The following is a 16,210-nucleotide window of genomic DNA, read 5'->3' as shown; positions in this document are numbered from 1 at the left end:
AATATTAACGTTTGGAGAATTGAGATGCTTTACGAGCTTTTTTAAGACCGTATTTTTTACGTTCTTTCATACGTGGGTCACGAGTCAAGAAGCCAGCTTTTTTAAGAGATTGACGAAGTTCGCCATCTACTTCTAATAACGCGCGAGACACACCGTGACGAATTGCACCAGCTTGACCGGATGGGCCGCCACCAGCAACAGTTGCCACAACGTCGTATTGTTCTAAAGTATTTGTCAACACCAATGGTTGTTTAACAATTAACTCAAGAGTTTGACGACCAAAATATTCATTTAATTCACGTTTGTTTACAGTGATTTTACCTGTACCCGGTACCAGACGAACTCTAGCAACGGAAGATTTTCTACGACCAGTGCCGTAGTATTGTGCTACTGCCATTATTTGTTCCTCCTCCCGGTATTAACGGATATTTAACTCTAACACTTCTGGTTTTTGAGCAGCATGTGGATGCTCAGCGCCAGCATATACATTCAATTTACGGTATTGTTGTGCACCCAATTTATTTTTTGGAAGCATACCTTTAACTGCCATTTCGATTACGCGTTCAGGATGTTTTTCCAACATCATAGCAAGTGTAGTGAAACGGGATCCGCCTGGATATCCAGAATGACGGAAATATTCTTTTTGTAATAATTTTTTACCAGTTACACGCACTTTTTCTGCGTTCACAACGATAACGTGGTCACCAGTGTCTGCATGTGGTGTAAAAGTTGGTTTATGTTTGCCCCGAAGAACTTTAGCAACTTCGGCAGCAAGACGTCCTAAAGTTTTACCTTCAGCGTCAACAACATACCATTTGCGTTCAATATTGTTCGCATTGGCCATAAATGTAGTTTTCATGCTGCTTTCCTCCTAATAACAAGAATGTATTAACAGAAGCAATTGCCACCTTCCGGGGCTAGTGGAAGTCCGTACAAATTGCTTACCGAAATATTATACTCAAAATCTATGGTGCATGTCAAGGTTTATCGCAAGGATTTCTTCAACAGCCAATCTGTATCTGTCTTATCCGGTGTCACAACGAATTGATGCTCACTGAACTTTTCAAATCCATAACGTCCATAGAATTTTTGAGCTTTATAATTTTTCTCCCACACGCCTAACCAAGCCCAAGCAAAATCGCCTGACTCAGCAATGCGCATAGCTTTATCGAATAACGCTCTGCCCACACCATATCCTTGGTATGCTTTCAGTACGTAAATTCGCTGCACTTCAAAAGCATTTTCTAATTCATGCTCTGTTTGTGCATCACCCCAATTCACTTTTAAATACCCTGTCAACACATCATCTACGTAAGCTAGATATGTTTCGCTCTCATCATGTTCCAACTCACGTTTCAACACATCATGGTTATAGGCCTCATCAAAGAAGGCTTGTAATTCCTCTTCTGTATTGTCATGACTAAAAGTTTCTCTAAAAGTATCAGCACATAATTTAGACAGCGCTGGAATATCTACCTCTTGAGCTCTTACAACGGTGACTACAGAACTAGTTCGCTCTTGGGCTTCCCCCAAAATACGCACCTCTGGTTCCAACTGCACCCCATGAGCTGCATGAATCCGCTTTTGGACCTCATGAATTACACCGAGCACATCATTGGCTGTAGCGCCGCCTCGATTCACCACAAATCCAGCATGTTTCATAGATACTTCTGCAGGCCCTACGGATAGCCCTTTCAAACCTGTTTGGTCAATCAAGGTACCTGCATAATACCCTGGTGGGCGCTTGAACGTGGACCCTGCGCTGGCATGCTCCAATGGTTGCTTAGACTCTCGTTTTTCCGTCAATTCATCCATACGGTTTTGGATATCCTCAGGATTTCCTTCCTGTAATTCCATGGTCACACGAACAATGATTTCATGGTTCTCGTGAAAGCGACTATGGCGATAGGCAAACTGTAATTCTTCTCGATTATAGTGGTGCAAGTTTCCTTGCATATCAACCGCATCTACGCCAGTTACCACTTGATCCATTTCGCCATCATAGGCACCAGCATTCATAAATACAGCTCCACCTAAGCTACCTGGAATGCCAATGGCAAATTCCAAGCCACTTAAGCTTTCACGTTGGGCGTATTCGGACACTTCTTTCAACGTATACCCCGCACTCATGATAATCGTAGTACCATTACGGTGTTGTTCCTCTTGTAATTCTTTCAAACAAAGCACAACGCCACGCATTCCACCATCTTGGATGAGCACATTAGATCCTAATCCCAATACAAAAGGCTCTACCTGATGGCTATGCAGTACACGCATAATAGCTTGTAATTCTTTCACCGAACGAGGAAGAATTAACACGTCTGCGGGACCGCCAATTTGAAAGGTCGTATACGGCGCTAACTCTGCATCTACTTGGATTCTATCTGCAGAAACAGCTTGCCGCAACGCTTCAAGTAGTGTATTCATATTAGTTTGCCTTTTCTAAAATTTTCATACCTTCTGTGATTGGTTCACTAATAATACGATACACATCATTTGCTACTTGCGTCCAACGTGCATGGGCTGTTAAGTATGCATTAGCACCAGAGTTCGCTTGCACCATTGGCAATAATCCTTCTAATTTTTTCAATAATTCTTCCGCTTCAGGGACATCAGCCATTTTTGCATATTCCAATTGCATTTGCAAAGACATGAACTCTTCTACCATGCCTTTGGCAGCCTGATCATCTTGAATCGCTTCTTGAGCTGCCATCATTTCTTTATACTCTTCGCTATCGCGCATTGCTTTTTGTAATTCATAAGCTATATCGTAATTCATAGTTCCTCCTTAATCCTGTTAGGATATCATTCCGATATACTTTCAATATGTATTTTCTTTTGAAAGTATATCTATTTAACTTATATTTATATATTGCAGTATCATACTGTGCTATACAAAAAATAACACCATGTATGTCATACACTATCTGTTATTATATGCACTATACCTCTATCGATACACCTGGCCCAACCGCCTGCAAATCTGGGAACCCCAGTTGGCGCATGCCTTCATAGGCAATAATGGCCACTGCATTAGACAAGTTTAATGACCTTGCTTCATCAATCATAGGAATACGAATGCATGTGTCTGGATTGGCTGCAATAATTTCTTCTGGCAAACCTTTTGTTTCTTTACCAAACACCAGCATATCCCCAATTTCATATTGCACTTCTGCATGGGTATGAGCCGCTTTTGTAGTGGCATACCAAAAACGACGACCCTTATATTGTTCATACACTTCCTCTAAAGATTTATGTATTTTCACGTCCACTAAATGCCAATAGTCTAACCCAGCTCGTTTTAAGTATTTACTATCCAAAGAAAATCCCAATGGCTCTACTAGATGCAGTGTCATATGATTGGCCGCACAAAGCCTTGCAATATTGCCTGTATTCCCAGGTATTTCCGGTTCTACTAATACAATCTCCATCATCCACCTACCATTTCATCGCTTAAAATGGCCACTTTTACCACCTTGTTTTTCCACAAGGTATACTGGGCCTATAGTCATACTTTTATCGACGGCTTTTACCATATCGTACACTGTCAACAAGCCAACTTGAACAGCTGTCAAAGCTTCCATCTCTACTCCTGTAGGACCTGTCGTTTTCACAGTACTACGAATGCAGACGGCTCGTTTTTCTTCTACTAATGAGCAATCTACACTGACCTTCGTCAATGCCAAAGGATGGCATAAGGGAATCAGGTTTGACGTTTGCTTGGCCCCCATAATGGCTGCCAACTGTGCCACCGCTAATACATCGCCTTTTTTGACATTCCCACTGGCTACAATATGGAACGCCTCTTCACTGAGGGTGATAAAACCTTCTGCAACAGCTACGCGCTCTGTGTGATCTTTTTGAGACACATCCACCATATGCGCGTTACCACCTTCATCAAAATGTGTTAATTTCATAGATACCTCCATGTCCTGTATATTATACCATAGAGAGAGATAGGCCGTCAGTACTCTACTGGACATTCAGTTTATTTACAAAAAAGGACTGTAACTAAAATGCAATCTAACTACATTTTATCACAGTCCCCTTTATCTTATATTAATAATCAAGCCACATCAATATAAAGCTCGCAAACATTAGAGCCATAATTTTCAATCCCGCATTCTCTTGCAAGGATAATGGCAATCTATGCCCAAAAAATGTTTTTGCAAATGCATAAGCTCCACCTGCTAAAAATAAGATTCCTGCTATATCTTTCATATCAATTCTCCCTGTTATATCTTAGACAATAACTCTCTTTTCTTATCTTCAAACTCTTTCTCCGTAAGGATCCCCATATCTTTTAACTCCCCTAATTTTTTTATACTTTCTATGATATCATTTGTGTCAACGTTAGCACTCTCTCTAGAATCTTCTGTAGTTATTACAGATTTATCTTTGCCCCTTACACGTTCTGCATTTCTTTTCAATATAATCGTTAGAACAGAAGCACACTCTTCTAATGCCTTATAAATAGCCTTAAAATCACTTGACGCTCTAGACTGGGATGGCACTCCAGAGTGCTCACCTATAAAGTTAATATACCTTTGAGAGTCTCCTATGCTATTTAATATTAATTTAATTTGAAGCATTTTACACTGGCGATTATCCGTCCTTGCTGGTAACATCGAGCCAATAATTCCACCGGCTTCACCAAACAGCAGTCCACCTACTGCAGCTCCAATCAAACTGCTACCAACACCCGTTTGGTTACCATTATCTATGATAGTAAAGTCTACTATATTTTCAAACGGCACTATATAATCTGTAATGGTATCGCTGAAGAATCCTGTATCTAATAAAGGTACATTAATGAGGCCTCTCTTTTCATCTACCTCTATATATACATTATCCATTCTACCTGGTGCTACACGATGCACTCGATGTGTCACCGTAAAGTCTTCCGGAGAAACCCATTCCTTCTTTTTATATAAAGAAAGCAATTCCTCATACTCCAAATCTTTAATTTCCATATTAATTAGATTTCTACTTTTGAAGCATATAGGGCAAAGGTATTTTTCAGATTTCTTCATCATACCTTTCTTCAACTGTTTATCAAAGTCAGCTACAATTGATGCTTCACAGGAAATACATTTATATGTTCCCATATCGGTTATCCTTTTCTTTCAATTATGGATTTAAAGAAATAAATTGATCTTTTGTACGATGCAATGCACTTCCTCCAACTATAAATGCTAGTCCTTTACTATTAGCTACATCTTGCGGCACATCAAAATATAGTTTTTTTGTATGTTCCACACCAGGGTTAACCATATCTAAATAATCTTGATTAGCATGTTCAATTCGGTAAGAGTATGCATAAGAATTATTACCTAAGACCATCCCTATTTCATCACCCTCTAGTTTTACTGGATTATTACTAATGTTTTTATACTTTAACGTAACAACTACATATACACCTTGTGGTTTTTGGTGTTCAACTCCGTCTTCGTCTACCCATTGTGGCATAATCTCTCTGTTTAATACCGTAAATTCAAACTCTTTTGTCTTTACTACTTCGCCTATTTTATGTGTAGTATCCGACTTTGTTTCTGATTCTGTTTTTTTAGTTTCTTTTTCATCCTCTTTTTTTGCTTCTACTTTTGTAGTTGTTCCTGTTTCCTTAGGCTTCGCATCTTGCGGACCTGCAGAAAGCCATAGTCCAACACACACAATCACGAACGAAGTTCCCAAAATCTTTAATCTAGGCTTAGTTGTAAAAAATGGTGCTACTTTTCTAGGAATAAATAGCCCCACTACAAACCACACAAATGCTGCTAACATTAAAAATCCACCCATCGTTTTCCTCCTTATTAACAATTCTATCCCCTAATACACAAATAACTATTAAGGTCTACTTTTATTAATGATTATACAAAATGTCCCCCCCCGTCAACATTTAGTAAGTAATTATCTCTTTATAAAAGACACCCCATTTGTATCTACTTATCTTGTATATAAAAAGTGACTGATTAATATATCTAATGAAAGATTTATTATCAGTCACTTACGCTATTATATTTATAGCTGAAACACTTAAATTCTAAAATAGGATATACCAGATTATAATTGCAATAATTGCCCATTTAACATACTTAGTCATTTTTTCTTTTAATTCTAATTCAGACCTTTTATTGTCCGCATTATCTATTGTTTCCATGACTTTATCACAAAACTCTAAATACTTAGGTTCCCATTTTTCTCTATCTTCCTCCGTAGCATATTTAAAATTGTTGTTTAAAATTCTTGCTATCTGACTCATTTCATACCGTCTACCCAACAATACCCCCATATGGATTAAACCTATACCACTTATAACCATAGTTTCCATCAACTGATTCTTAGGGTAAACGCCTTCGTTTGTCAGAAAATTATCTAATTGAAGAAAATTCTTGACTCCATCTTCAAACTCTCGAACAAAATGTTGTGTTTCTTCCTCATTATTTTTAACACTGGCAAAATCAACATCTTCATAATATTCTATAAAGAACAGCAAATAAGTAATCGTATTTGTTATAGGCACCTCTTTGTAGATTCTTCCATCCTGAAAACGCATCATAACCTCTAATGTAGAACTATGAATTGAAATATCTGCATACATTGTCAATCTCCTTAATTTTTATTAACACTTAGCAATATCTATTGCCTTTATTTATACGCTTTTACTCGTTCACCTTGCATCATAGTAGACGCCTCTACACTAAATATCCATCTAAGTGGCGCACGATTAAAAATATTATATTCGCTCCAGGAAAATACCAATAAAGGAACCCCACCATAGTTTAAAGTTCTATTTTCTTCATCCCAAACAGCAGTATCTTTAATACCATAAGCTCTGCTAAAGTCAGTATCTTTATCATCAAGACTATAAAAGTTAATATCATAAATATTATCTTTTTTATGCTTCACTTCTAACGCTATATTTACTTCTTTGTGATCCTTAGGATTGGTATAATGGATTTTGTATGTTCCATCAATCGGTACATCAGCAGGATCTCCACCACATCCTCCTAAACACACTAATAAAATTAAGGTACTTAATAGCAAGAAAATTTTCTTCATTTTTTTTAATATCCTTTCATAAGCAATCAATATATATTTAAAAAATCTTTCTAATTATTTTCCATATAATACCTCCCCATATTAAGATTGCACCAATAATTCCTATAATTTTAGAAACACTTAACCCTTCTCCATCATCCAACTCGTTTATAATCTCTTTTATAATATTATCTTTTTTACTCTCAACCTGATTGCTCTTCCATTCGTCCAACCTTCGATAGGTTTGATTATAAGATTCATCCACCTTCGTTTTTTTGTGCACTTCACTCGATTTTTTTACAGCTTCTTTTATTCGTTGTTCTCTTATATCTTTGTTTAGTTCCTCATTTTTCTTTTTCTCTTTTACTTTTTCGACAACGCTCAATACTCTAAATATATTTTTTTGACGTTCTAACTGTATGTATAGCTCATAAGTCTTCACTATGTCTTGATTTTTTGCACACCATTCAATAGCTAAAGGATAACTTACCTCATCTCGAGCTCTAATCATATATTGAATCGCCACATTAAACTTATCCTGATCCTTTTCAATTGTACTCTGCTCTAACAATACTTTAGCAAATGAATAAGATTTTTCTAATGCAAACTCACCTAAACCAGCAATTAGATATATTTCATTTAACTCCTGATAGCTATTTAACCCCATGTATTCCATATACAAATTAAATAACTTATTTAAGTCACGTTTTGTACCAATCTCTTTTTCATAACAAAGTATGAGCCCCTCTGTAACAAAATCATTGTTATCATAGTAAATGGATTTTTCATTCTGAATTTCAGGATGATTTAGTTTTTCAAAAATGATAGTATCTGTAAAACCTTGATAGTTTCCTAATGCGGCTTGATATGCCAAGTAAGCTTGAACTAACGGGTCTCTTAAGAATTCTTCTAATTCAAATAGTTCAACAAATTCATTAGAAAATTTATGTGTTTTTATACACATCATTATTTCTTCATACGCTATAGCTAATCTAGATCCTTTTGCCTTTGCTTCTGCCAACCACTGTTCACTATCTGTCGCTGACATTACATCAAAAAAGCTATTGTTAACATTTCTCTTTTTTCTATTAGCTAATGCTTGGCTCAAATGAAAAATAGCATCCCCATCATTCTTATAAAAAGATAATGCCTGAGTTTCTTCTAGTTCATGAATATAAGACATTGATTCTTCATCCCCTAAAGATGAAGCCTTCAATAAAAGTTCTATGGCTGTTTTATAATCTTTTCCTTGATAGCTTTTTATCGTATCTTTTAATAAAGCTATAGCATCTTCTCTATACATTCGCCCTAAAATAGGCTTAGCTTTTTCATACCCTGCATTAATTGCTTTATCTACCCAGTAAATATAGCCTTCTTTCTTCTTCTCATTAGGTAAGCGTACTATATCATAATTGAATAATTCACCTGTTTTATAGAGAACACCTAAATTGAACATCGACTGAGCATCTGCTAAATCAATATTTATATCTTTCTGTCTAATCTTTTCTAAATATGTCTTTGCTTCTTCACTACCAACATTGTCTAAATCTTTTAAAATATTAAAGGCAGTCTCAGCTTGAAGGTAATCAATGTGTAGCATCAATCTAGCTACTTCATATTTAGAATTTGGATCATCTAAACGCTTAAAATAAGATAGAGCCTTCTCTGGTGTTGGAGATCGACCTATCCCCATCTTATATGCTCTTGCTAAAAGATAGATCATTTTTTCATCAATTCCATTTTGGTTAAATTCTATATAGTTTAGACATTTAGATAAATAAGAAGTATTATTTATGCGATTAAACTGCCCATCATTCTCTAGTGCCTCCAGATATGATTCAGAAATAAAATAATTGATTATATCTTTATCAAGGATAGATTCACAAATCTTACAAATAAAATTACACTTTCCTTGCCCTTGTAACTCCTCCACTATTACTTTTAAAGAACTCTCATCTCCGTCTAATGCCCTTTTTAATTGCCGGTCATTCGAAACTGCAATGTTTTCTATCCCCATTTCTTCCAAGTCATAATATAAATCAGTTCTTTCAAGATTACTATCTAACCAAAATCCTAAATCCAATATTTCATCTCGTGTTTTGCTATCTACTAAAGATAAACATTGTTCTTCATATATACCCTTAAAGTCCACATCATTTTGAATAATTTCAAATAACACTTCAGCCTTTTTATTTTCCGGTATTTTTTGAGCTATAAAATTTTTATAAAGATTCTCTGCTTTGTTAAATTGCTCTTCTCTTGGGTATAGAAGTGGAAGTCTCCATTTTAACATAGATACAAGATGCATCCACAATGAGTTGATAGTAAGGTGAATGGCTCGTTTAAATTCTTCTCTATAAAAACGTTTACCAAACATTTTTTCTTTTTTTCGTTCTAGCGCACTACGATCTAATGCATTTCCTATAAAATTAACAACCCCATGCAAAGCTCCTGTAGCTAGGTTAACACCCTCAGCAAAAAGAGCTCCTTTCAACGCACCTGATACACCAAATCCTCCCCCAACAACTCTCGCTCTATTATCAAATCTATTGCTTCGTCTTTCAACTTCTTGATTATATTCCCGATGTAACTCTTCGTAGTCCCGAGAGAAAAAATACACTGTATTATTCCAATCACTACAAATATCATCATAGCGATCACTTTCTACAATTGACTCGACTGTTGCATCATATATGCCGTACTCTATTAAATAATCAACCAACTTATTAATACCAGTATTTATAAATAGTTTCCCCACTTCATCAATATACGCATACACTTGATCTATGTTTTCAAACTTTTTATAAACCTCATCAAATGACTGAGCAGATATATATCCCAACTTTCGAAACGCAAGTCTAAATTCAACGGTTTTCTCTTCATTATCCGAAAATGTAATTGTTTTACCCAACACAGGAAACTGTTTCATCTTTTTCTCCCTTTATTCATATGAAAGCATTCACATTGAATCATCACTATGAACTCCCATACTTATATATTATTAAATTATTAGATAGCAAAATATTCCTCTAATATACAATAAGTATATATAATGTCCCCCCCCGTCAACATTTATACCAAAACATTCTTCTAAGAAAGACATCACATTTATAAAAAACAACTGACTCTCACATATCTGTAAGAATCAGTTGTTTTATACAAGTATCATTCATGTATGACAGATAAATAAAGCTAAGAAGACCTTCTATTATCCCCCTAAACATTAAATTTATGATTGCTCTCATTATTTCTCAAATGATATAATCAAAGTACCATACAGAGAGGGAGGGATTCGTATGAGTAAAGTAAGTTTAACCTATTATGGTCACGCTACATTTTCAATTACCAATAGTGATGTAACACTAGTATGTGACCCATTTTTCACAGGCAATACTTGGGATATAGCCAAGGCAGAAGATATACAATGCCAATATATCTTTGTGTCCCATGGTCATGATGATCATTATGGCGATACAGATACAATTGCCAAGAAAAACGATGCCCTTGTTATCTCCACAGCCGAGGTAGCAGGTAAGGCAGCTTCCGCAGGCGCTCGTACACACGCCATGCATCTAGGTGGAAAATTTGACTTTCCATTTGGTTCCATCCGATTAACACCTGCTTTCCACGGTTCCGGTGTACCTGGGGGACATGCGGCAGGCGTTATCATTGAATTTTTCGGCAAGCGCATTTACTTCGCAGGCGATACAGCACTATTTAGCGACATGAAATTAATCAATCGCCACGGCGACATCGATTATGCACTATTACCAATCGGAGATAACTTCACAATGGGTGTAGAAGATGCTGTCACAGCTGCATCTTGGATCCAAGCGAATACAACCATTCCAATCCATTATAAGACATGGCCTGTCATCGACAGAGAACCTGCTACCTTCGTAGCTCTATTAGAAGCGAAACATAAACAAGCAGGACTTGTCGTAGCCCCTGGAGAAACGATTGAGTTATAAACTTCTCATAGGTAAAACGTATCAATACTCATATATATTAAAATACAAAGGAGCTCATCTTATGAAACTACGTCGTATGTTGTTAGCCATCGTCTGTCTATTTGGATTTATGTTTATAGCAACTCCTATGGAAGCAAATGCTGTCGATACATGGGTGTATTCGTATACAGATGAAAAAACTGGAGAACGTACCGATTCCTATGTTATGACTGAATCTATTAATTGGAGTCCTAATTTATTGGGCCTACGTGTACGAGTGAAAAATGTCATCAACGGTCGAGTTATTGGCATTGAAAACTGGCGCTTTTTAAATATGGGGCGTAATCATTGGCGCTATGATTTAAGCCCAAATGACCCTGTTATGCATTTAGTATGGCCAAATAGTGATGTTGACAAAATTCTACAATTAGCTTTTAATTATGTATAAGGTGTTCATTGCACTCTTAAAAACTGGTTCTTTGTCAAATGTGAGGGCTGCTCATAAAAAAGTTCTTAGCACTAGCTATCTAAATAGCTGGTGCTATTCTTTTTGCTTAGCAGAAGCATACAAACTCTGAACCGCTCAAAATGGTGTAACCCATAACTTATTCTCTTTAATACTTTACTATTATAGAATCTAAGAACTTTATCAACAAAAGCACTCTATATGCGAAAAAGCATATAAAAAGGACTGTACACGAAGTGTAATAGAAATACACGTCGGTACAGCCCTTTTTTATTATCACAAAGAGACTACGCTAGGTTCAAAATATGATGTCACACATGTAAGCCATGCAACTAGACCATCAATAGTCCAACTATATCCTGATCGCCTTACCTAGAAGAAACTCACTTATCTTCTATACTCTTTTCCATAAGCTAATTGATAGCCATTGAAAAACACCTGCGCAAGATCATTATCCATAACACGTGTTGAATTTAATATGAACATAAATGATTGCCAGTCTCCTCTATTCATATATTTATAGTACACTGTACCATCTGAAGCTACGGAAAAAGCATGTGTCTTCTCTTCTACATTTCCATAGAATTTTTGTACCGTTATAACGGTAAACGCTTTATTACCATATTCATCAACAAAGGGATGGACTGATGATGTATCAACGTATGTCTTCTCATCCGTCTCAACTAACACCAAACGATAGTTTGGATCTTCATCCAAATAATGTGCATCCACATGCATTACATTAAACCATATAACCCCTAATAAGGCACAAAACAGCATCTTGCATAATAATTTCACGATATTCTCCTTTCGAAGATAACATAAAGCCTTTCGCAACTCGATTATCAAAGCAGTTACAAAGTATATATTACATCAGCCCCTTGTGTTCTGCATCTTTGACCAAAGATTCCGCATGATCTAACATAATATCAATTAACAATACATTTCCTTTATCTCTAACTTCATATTTAGGAAGTGTAAATTCACTAACGTGTCTTATAAACCCATAGTAATAACCCGATTTATGAATATTCTTAGTCTCCGTAGAGATACCATATAAAACAACTATATTGGCCGAAAAGCCTGTTCCTTCAAACCCTCCAAGTAATACATTTGTATCAGTAATATCCTTTGGATGCTTACCAATTCGTTGCAACAAAATACCTAACGGTTCATATGGTTTATGGCTACCTGCTCCATATTTAGAGGGAATAAAAAATTGTTTCAAGACATCTGTTTTAGGACTAGCATTACGTATTAAAGCCAGTTCATCCAGTTCTTTACTATAAACGGCAATAACTTTCTCCCCATCTTGTTCTACTAAAGTTGTAAATCCTGCATCATCATGTTCACTTGTAGCCAATAATTTTCCAAGAGTTTTCCATTTATATCGTTTTGCAAATTCATCAAGCTTTATTTGAGTTTTTTCTTCAGGAGTTTTTGCTTCAGGAATTTGTTTTACTAAATTCCAACTACTACCTTTCATCTCTCGGATCGATTCTTTAGTTACCTTATCCTGCTCACTTAGATGAGGAGGAAGCAAAAATTTAGCAAATACAAACAAAAATAGTATTGCTCCCACCGTCATCATTACACCAGCGAAAATACGAACTTTCTTAATATACGCCTCAGATATATTTTGTTTATTTTTAATCTGTACCAATAATATAATTGATACTACGAATAAAACTATTATAGTTCCAACAAATATGGCAATCCCCATTGGATGATACACCTTAAACGTCGCTTTAATAGGCACTCCTTCACCACGTGTATAAGCTTTCTTGATATCCCATGTCAAGGAGCGTCTATCTTTGCTAACCGTATCAGCATTTGTCGTAAGCACTGCATTAGGAATATCTAAATGATACGTGACCTCCATTTGATCAATAATTTCTTTTGCATAAGCATCAGTCTGACTATCGAAATCTGCCTTTATAGATAAATCAAGATCGTACACATCATATAACCATCCTGATTTATAACGAACCCCGCCAAATCTATTTGATGGATTGAAAATAGCTTCTCCACTTGCTACAGCTTCCTGTATAGAAGAATAGTTTTTAGAGCCTTCTACACCATTTTCAATACGATGCGTTACATATCCTCGCTTTTGGAACTCTTGTTCAATATCTTGTGAAAAGCCTTTTAGATTAAGTTTTGCCATGACTGGCAATAACTGCATATTAATCCGGTTAGTAATACTACCATCTGTATGAATCGTGGTTCCCGTCTCTGTTTTCACACACCCCGAAACAACCATCATAAATAGTACTATAACAGTTGTAAATAACACTCTCATATGCTTCATATGCTCTAACTCCTTAAAGTCACCTAATTTTTAAGTATACCCTACGATATATAACAAAATCCCCAGGTAACTCCTAGGGACTTTTGTTATATACATATCTTATCAAAATCCAACCACTGATGTACCAACAGACATCGTAATTATATGGACATATCTATATATGTTTTACGCGTCTGTCCATTCTGTATGGAATGTACCTTCTTTGTCTGTGCGTTCGTAAGTATGAGCACCGAAGAAATCACGTTGTCCTTGGATTAGGTTTGCTGGCAATACGCCACGACGATAGGAGTCGAAGTAATCTAAGGATGCACTGAAAGCTGGTGTTGGGATACCGTAACGTTTCGCTGCAATGATCGCTTCACGCCATTTTGCTTGGTGTGTTTGCAATGCTTCTGCGAAGAATGGATCCAACATCAAATTATTCAAATCTGGATTATTCGTGAAAGCTTTTTTGATGTCTTCTAAGAATGCTGCCCGAATGATACATCCACCACGCCATAATAAGGCCATATCTCCGAAGTTGATATTCCAGTTATATTCTTTCGCCGCTGCTTTAATCAATGCAAACCCTTGTGCATAGGAGCAAATTTTAGACGCATATAATGCAGAATGAATGGCATCTACTAAGGCTTCTTTATCGCCTTCAAAAACTTCTGTAGGGCCTGCTAACACTGGTTCTGCCAACACACGTTCAGATTTGTAGGCAGACATAGCACGAGCGAACACCGCTTCGGCGATAGTTGGGATTGGCACGCCAAGGTCTAAACCTTCTTGGCTCGTCCATTTACCAGTACCTTTTTGACCTGCTTTGTCCAAGATTTTTTCTACTAATGGAGTTCCATCAGTATCTTTGACTTTCATAATTTTAGCAGTGATTTCAATTAAGTAAGAATCTAATAGTCCTGTGTTCCATTTTGCAAATACATCGCCGATTTCATCATCGCTCATGCGAAGTAATTCTTTCATCATGAAGTAGGCTTCGGAAATTAATTGCATATCGCCGTATTCGATACCATTGTGCACCATTTTTACATAGTGACCTGCACCATTATCGCCTACGTATGTGCAGCAAGGACCATCTGCTACTTGTGCTGCAATAGCTGTAAAGATAGGAGCCAATTCGTTGTAAGACGCTTCGTTACCACCTGGCATCAAGCTTGGTCCATTCAAGGCACCTTCTTCACCGCCAGATACGCCTACCCCTAGGAAACGGAAACCTTTAGATTCTAAGTATTTTGTGCGACGAATTGTATCTGGGTAATGAGAGTTACCACCGTCGATTAATGTATCGCCTTGGTCTAAATATGGCAAGAAGGCTTCAATCATGTCGTCCACAGGTTGGCCTGCTTTCACCAAGAACATGATTTTACGAGGTTTTTCTAACATCGCTACAAACTCCTCTGGAGTATGTGCTCCACCGATTGTCCCTTCGTGGCTGTAGTTGGCTACAAACTCGTCTGTTTTTTGTGGTGTACGGTTGTACACTGCAATACTGAATCCATGACGGGCAATGTTGCGGGCCAAGTTTTGTCCCATAACAGCCAAACCGACTAGACCAAATTGATATAATTTTTCACTCATCGTCATACCTCTTTCTTGATTGACTACTGTGCGCGAGCTTGTTCTTTCAAACGAGCCAACATCACTGATGAACTAAACATAATAATACCTGCAATGACGGTTGCCAAAGCTAGGTTTTCTCCGAAGACGATAAATCCCCAGAAGGAGTTAAAGAATACCCCTACATATTGCATAAATTGTGCCACCACTGCATTCGTTGCTACAAATGCGCCAGTCAAGAAGAACTGTGCCACTACGGAAATGGCACCAATAATCCCTAAATAGAGCGCTTGCGTTGCGTTGGGCCACACAAAATCTGGTATCATCACGATTCCCCCTACTAGCATGGTGGTCACCAAGAAATAGAACATGATTTCATAGGAACTATGTCCACCTTTTAAGCTAATGGTACGAATCGTTGTATAGGCCGCCGCCGATAAGGCAGCCCCTGCAATGGCAATGAAAGAATACCAATGCAAGCCTGATAAATTCCAAGGCTGAATCATATATACAACAGCCAAGAAAATCAATCCTAGCCATTTAGCAGATCCATTGGGTAATTTTTCTTTCAATACAATATTGCTGAAAATCAGCACGAATATGCCAGACAGTTGGAATAAGATAGACGCATCTGCCATGGACATATACACCAAGGCAATGAAATTACTCAAATTTCCTAGTCCACCAAAGATACCTCGCAAGGTTAATAGTCCTCGATGTTCTGTGGAAAAGGAAATTCCTTTTTGTCGCATCACTATGAGTACGGCAATTGTTCCTATGAGCCCTCTGAAAAATGTCACCTCTGCCGCAGGCATACCATCGCCTAGAAGTTTCACGAATAAATTCATGATACTAAATGCAAAGGATGACATAAGGGAAAAG

18 protein-coding genes and 1 pseudogene are annotated in these 16,210 nt (G+C 37.0%); 2 read left to right on the top strand and 17 right to left on the bottom strand.

Going from position 1 to position 16,210, the window contains the following annotated elements:
- Positions 1-4: 4 nt before the first annotated feature.
- The 13 genes and pseudogenes from rpsI to EO115_RS03550 form a co-directional block, all read right to left on the bottom strand.
- Positions 5-397 (bottom strand): 30S ribosomal protein S9, encoded by a 393-nt coding sequence (gene rpsI, locus EO115_RS03600; protein WP_126937624.1) that lies wholly within the window; start codon positions 395-397, stop codon positions 5-7.
- Positions 398-418: 21 nt separating this feature from the next.
- Entirely contained in the window at positions 419-859 is a 441-nt protein-coding gene (rplM, locus tag EO115_RS03595; protein ID WP_126937623.1) for a 50S ribosomal protein L13, read from the bottom strand.
- A 125-nt stretch (positions 860-984) separates the two neighbouring features.
- The gene (locus EO115_RS08460; protein WP_256359652.1) at positions 985-1,542 is read right to left on the bottom strand and encodes an N-acetyltransferase; all 558 of its coding nucleotides are present in this window, start codon (positions 1,540-1,542) and stop codon (positions 985-987) included.
- Positions 1,525-2,427, bottom strand: a pseudogene (murB, locus tag EO115_RS08455) (UDP-N-acetylmuramate dehydrogenase); the annotation flags it as partial. The pseudogene murB and the gene EO115_RS08460, both read right to left, overlap by 18 nt.
- Before the next feature lies 1 nt (position 2,428).
- Positions 2,429-2,779 carry a YlbF family regulator gene (locus tag EO115_RS03585; protein WP_126937622.1) on the bottom strand — a complete coding sequence of 117 codons (351 nt, stop codon included), beginning with the start codon at positions 2,777-2,779 and terminating at the stop codon, positions 2,429-2,431.
- A 163-nt stretch (positions 2,780-2,942) separates the two neighbouring features.
- Complete coding sequence (gene trmL, locus EO115_RS03580; protein WP_126937697.1) at positions 2,943-3,431, bottom strand: tRNA (uridine(34)/cytosine(34)/5-carboxymethylaminomethyluridine(34)-2'-O)-methyltransferase TrmL; 489 nt, start codon at positions 3,429-3,431, stop codon at positions 2,943-2,945.
- Positions 3,432-3,446: 15 nt separating this feature from the next.
- Positions 3,447-3,917: a cyclic pyranopterin monophosphate synthase MoaC gene (gene moaC, locus EO115_RS03575; protein ID WP_126937621.1), complete on the bottom strand. Its 471-nt coding sequence runs from the start codon at positions 3,915-3,917 to the stop codon at positions 3,447-3,449.
- 142 nt (positions 3,918-4,059) lie between these two features.
- Positions 4,060-4,221 (bottom strand): hypothetical protein, encoded by a 162-nt coding sequence (locus EO115_RS08375; RefSeq protein ID WP_164724045.1) that lies wholly within the window; start codon positions 4,219-4,221, stop codon positions 4,060-4,062.
- Between the two features lie 14 nt (positions 4,222-4,235).
- Complete coding sequence (locus EO115_RS03570) at positions 4,236-5,108, bottom strand: SHOCT domain-containing protein (protein WP_126937620.1); 873 nt, start codon at positions 5,106-5,108, stop codon at positions 4,236-4,238.
- 22 nt (positions 5,109-5,130) lie between these two features.
- Positions 5,131-5,799 carry a DUF4352 domain-containing protein gene (locus EO115_RS03565; RefSeq protein WP_126937619.1) on the bottom strand — a complete coding sequence of 223 codons (669 nt, stop codon included), beginning with the start codon at positions 5,797-5,799 and terminating at the stop codon, positions 5,131-5,133.
- Between the two features lie 244 nt (positions 5,800-6,043).
- The gene (locus EO115_RS03560) at positions 6,044-6,601 is read right to left on the bottom strand and encodes a hypothetical protein (protein WP_126937618.1); all 558 of its coding nucleotides are present in this window, start codon (positions 6,599-6,601) and stop codon (positions 6,044-6,046) included.
- 47 nt (positions 6,602-6,648) lie between these two features.
- Complete coding sequence (locus tag EO115_RS03555; RefSeq protein ID WP_126937617.1) at positions 6,649-7,062, bottom strand: hypothetical protein; 414 nt, start codon at positions 7,060-7,062, stop codon at positions 6,649-6,651.
- Positions 7,063-7,099: 37 nt separating this feature from the next.
- A complete protein-coding gene (locus EO115_RS03550) occupies positions 7,100-9,970 on the bottom strand; it encodes a tetratricopeptide repeat protein (protein WP_126937616.1) in 2,871 nt (956 codons plus the stop codon).
- Between the two features lie 367 nt (positions 9,971-10,337).
- Here EO115_RS03550 and EO115_RS03545 point away from each other — a divergent pair, with 367 nt between their 5' ends.
- Both EO115_RS03545 and EO115_RS03540 read left to right on the top strand, forming a co-directional pair.
- Complete coding sequence (locus tag EO115_RS03545; RefSeq protein WP_126937615.1) at positions 10,338-11,012, top strand: metal-dependent hydrolase; 675 nt, start codon at positions 10,338-10,340, stop codon at positions 11,010-11,012.
- A gap of 61 nt (positions 11,013-11,073) precedes the next feature.
- Entirely contained in the window at positions 11,074-11,439 is a 366-nt protein-coding gene (locus EO115_RS03540; protein ID WP_126937614.1) for a hypothetical protein, read from the top strand.
- A gap of 405 nt (positions 11,440-11,844) precedes the next feature.
- Here EO115_RS03540 and EO115_RS03535 read toward each other — a convergent pair whose 3' ends face one another.
- The 4 genes from EO115_RS03535 to EO115_RS03520 form a co-directional block, all read right to left on the bottom strand.
- Positions 11,845-12,255, bottom strand: a complete 411-nt coding sequence (locus tag EO115_RS03535; RefSeq protein ID WP_126937613.1) for a hypothetical protein — start codon at positions 12,253-12,255, stop codon at positions 11,845-11,847.
- A 70-nt stretch (positions 12,256-12,325) separates the two neighbouring features.
- A complete protein-coding gene (locus EO115_RS03530) occupies positions 12,326-13,768 on the bottom strand; it encodes a hypothetical protein (RefSeq protein WP_126937612.1) in 1,443 nt (480 codons plus the stop codon).
- Between the two features lie 165 nt (positions 13,769-13,933).
- Positions 13,934-15,349 (bottom strand): decarboxylating NADP(+)-dependent phosphogluconate dehydrogenase, encoded by a 1,416-nt coding sequence (gene gnd / locus EO115_RS03525; RefSeq protein ID WP_126937611.1) that lies wholly within the window; start codon positions 15,347-15,349, stop codon positions 13,934-13,936.
- Between the two features lie 23 nt (positions 15,350-15,372).
- Complete coding sequence (locus EO115_RS03520) at positions 15,373-16,200, bottom strand: DMT family transporter (RefSeq protein ID WP_240628929.1); 828 nt, start codon at positions 16,198-16,200, stop codon at positions 15,373-15,375.
- Positions 16,201-16,210: the final 10 nt, after the last annotated feature.

This window comes from Veillonella sp. CHU740 (assembly GCF_003992055.1).
Classification (GTDB): Bacteria; Bacillota; Negativicutes; order Veillonellales; family Veillonellaceae; genus F0422.
This window is presented reverse-complemented; position numbering and strand designations above follow the sequence as displayed.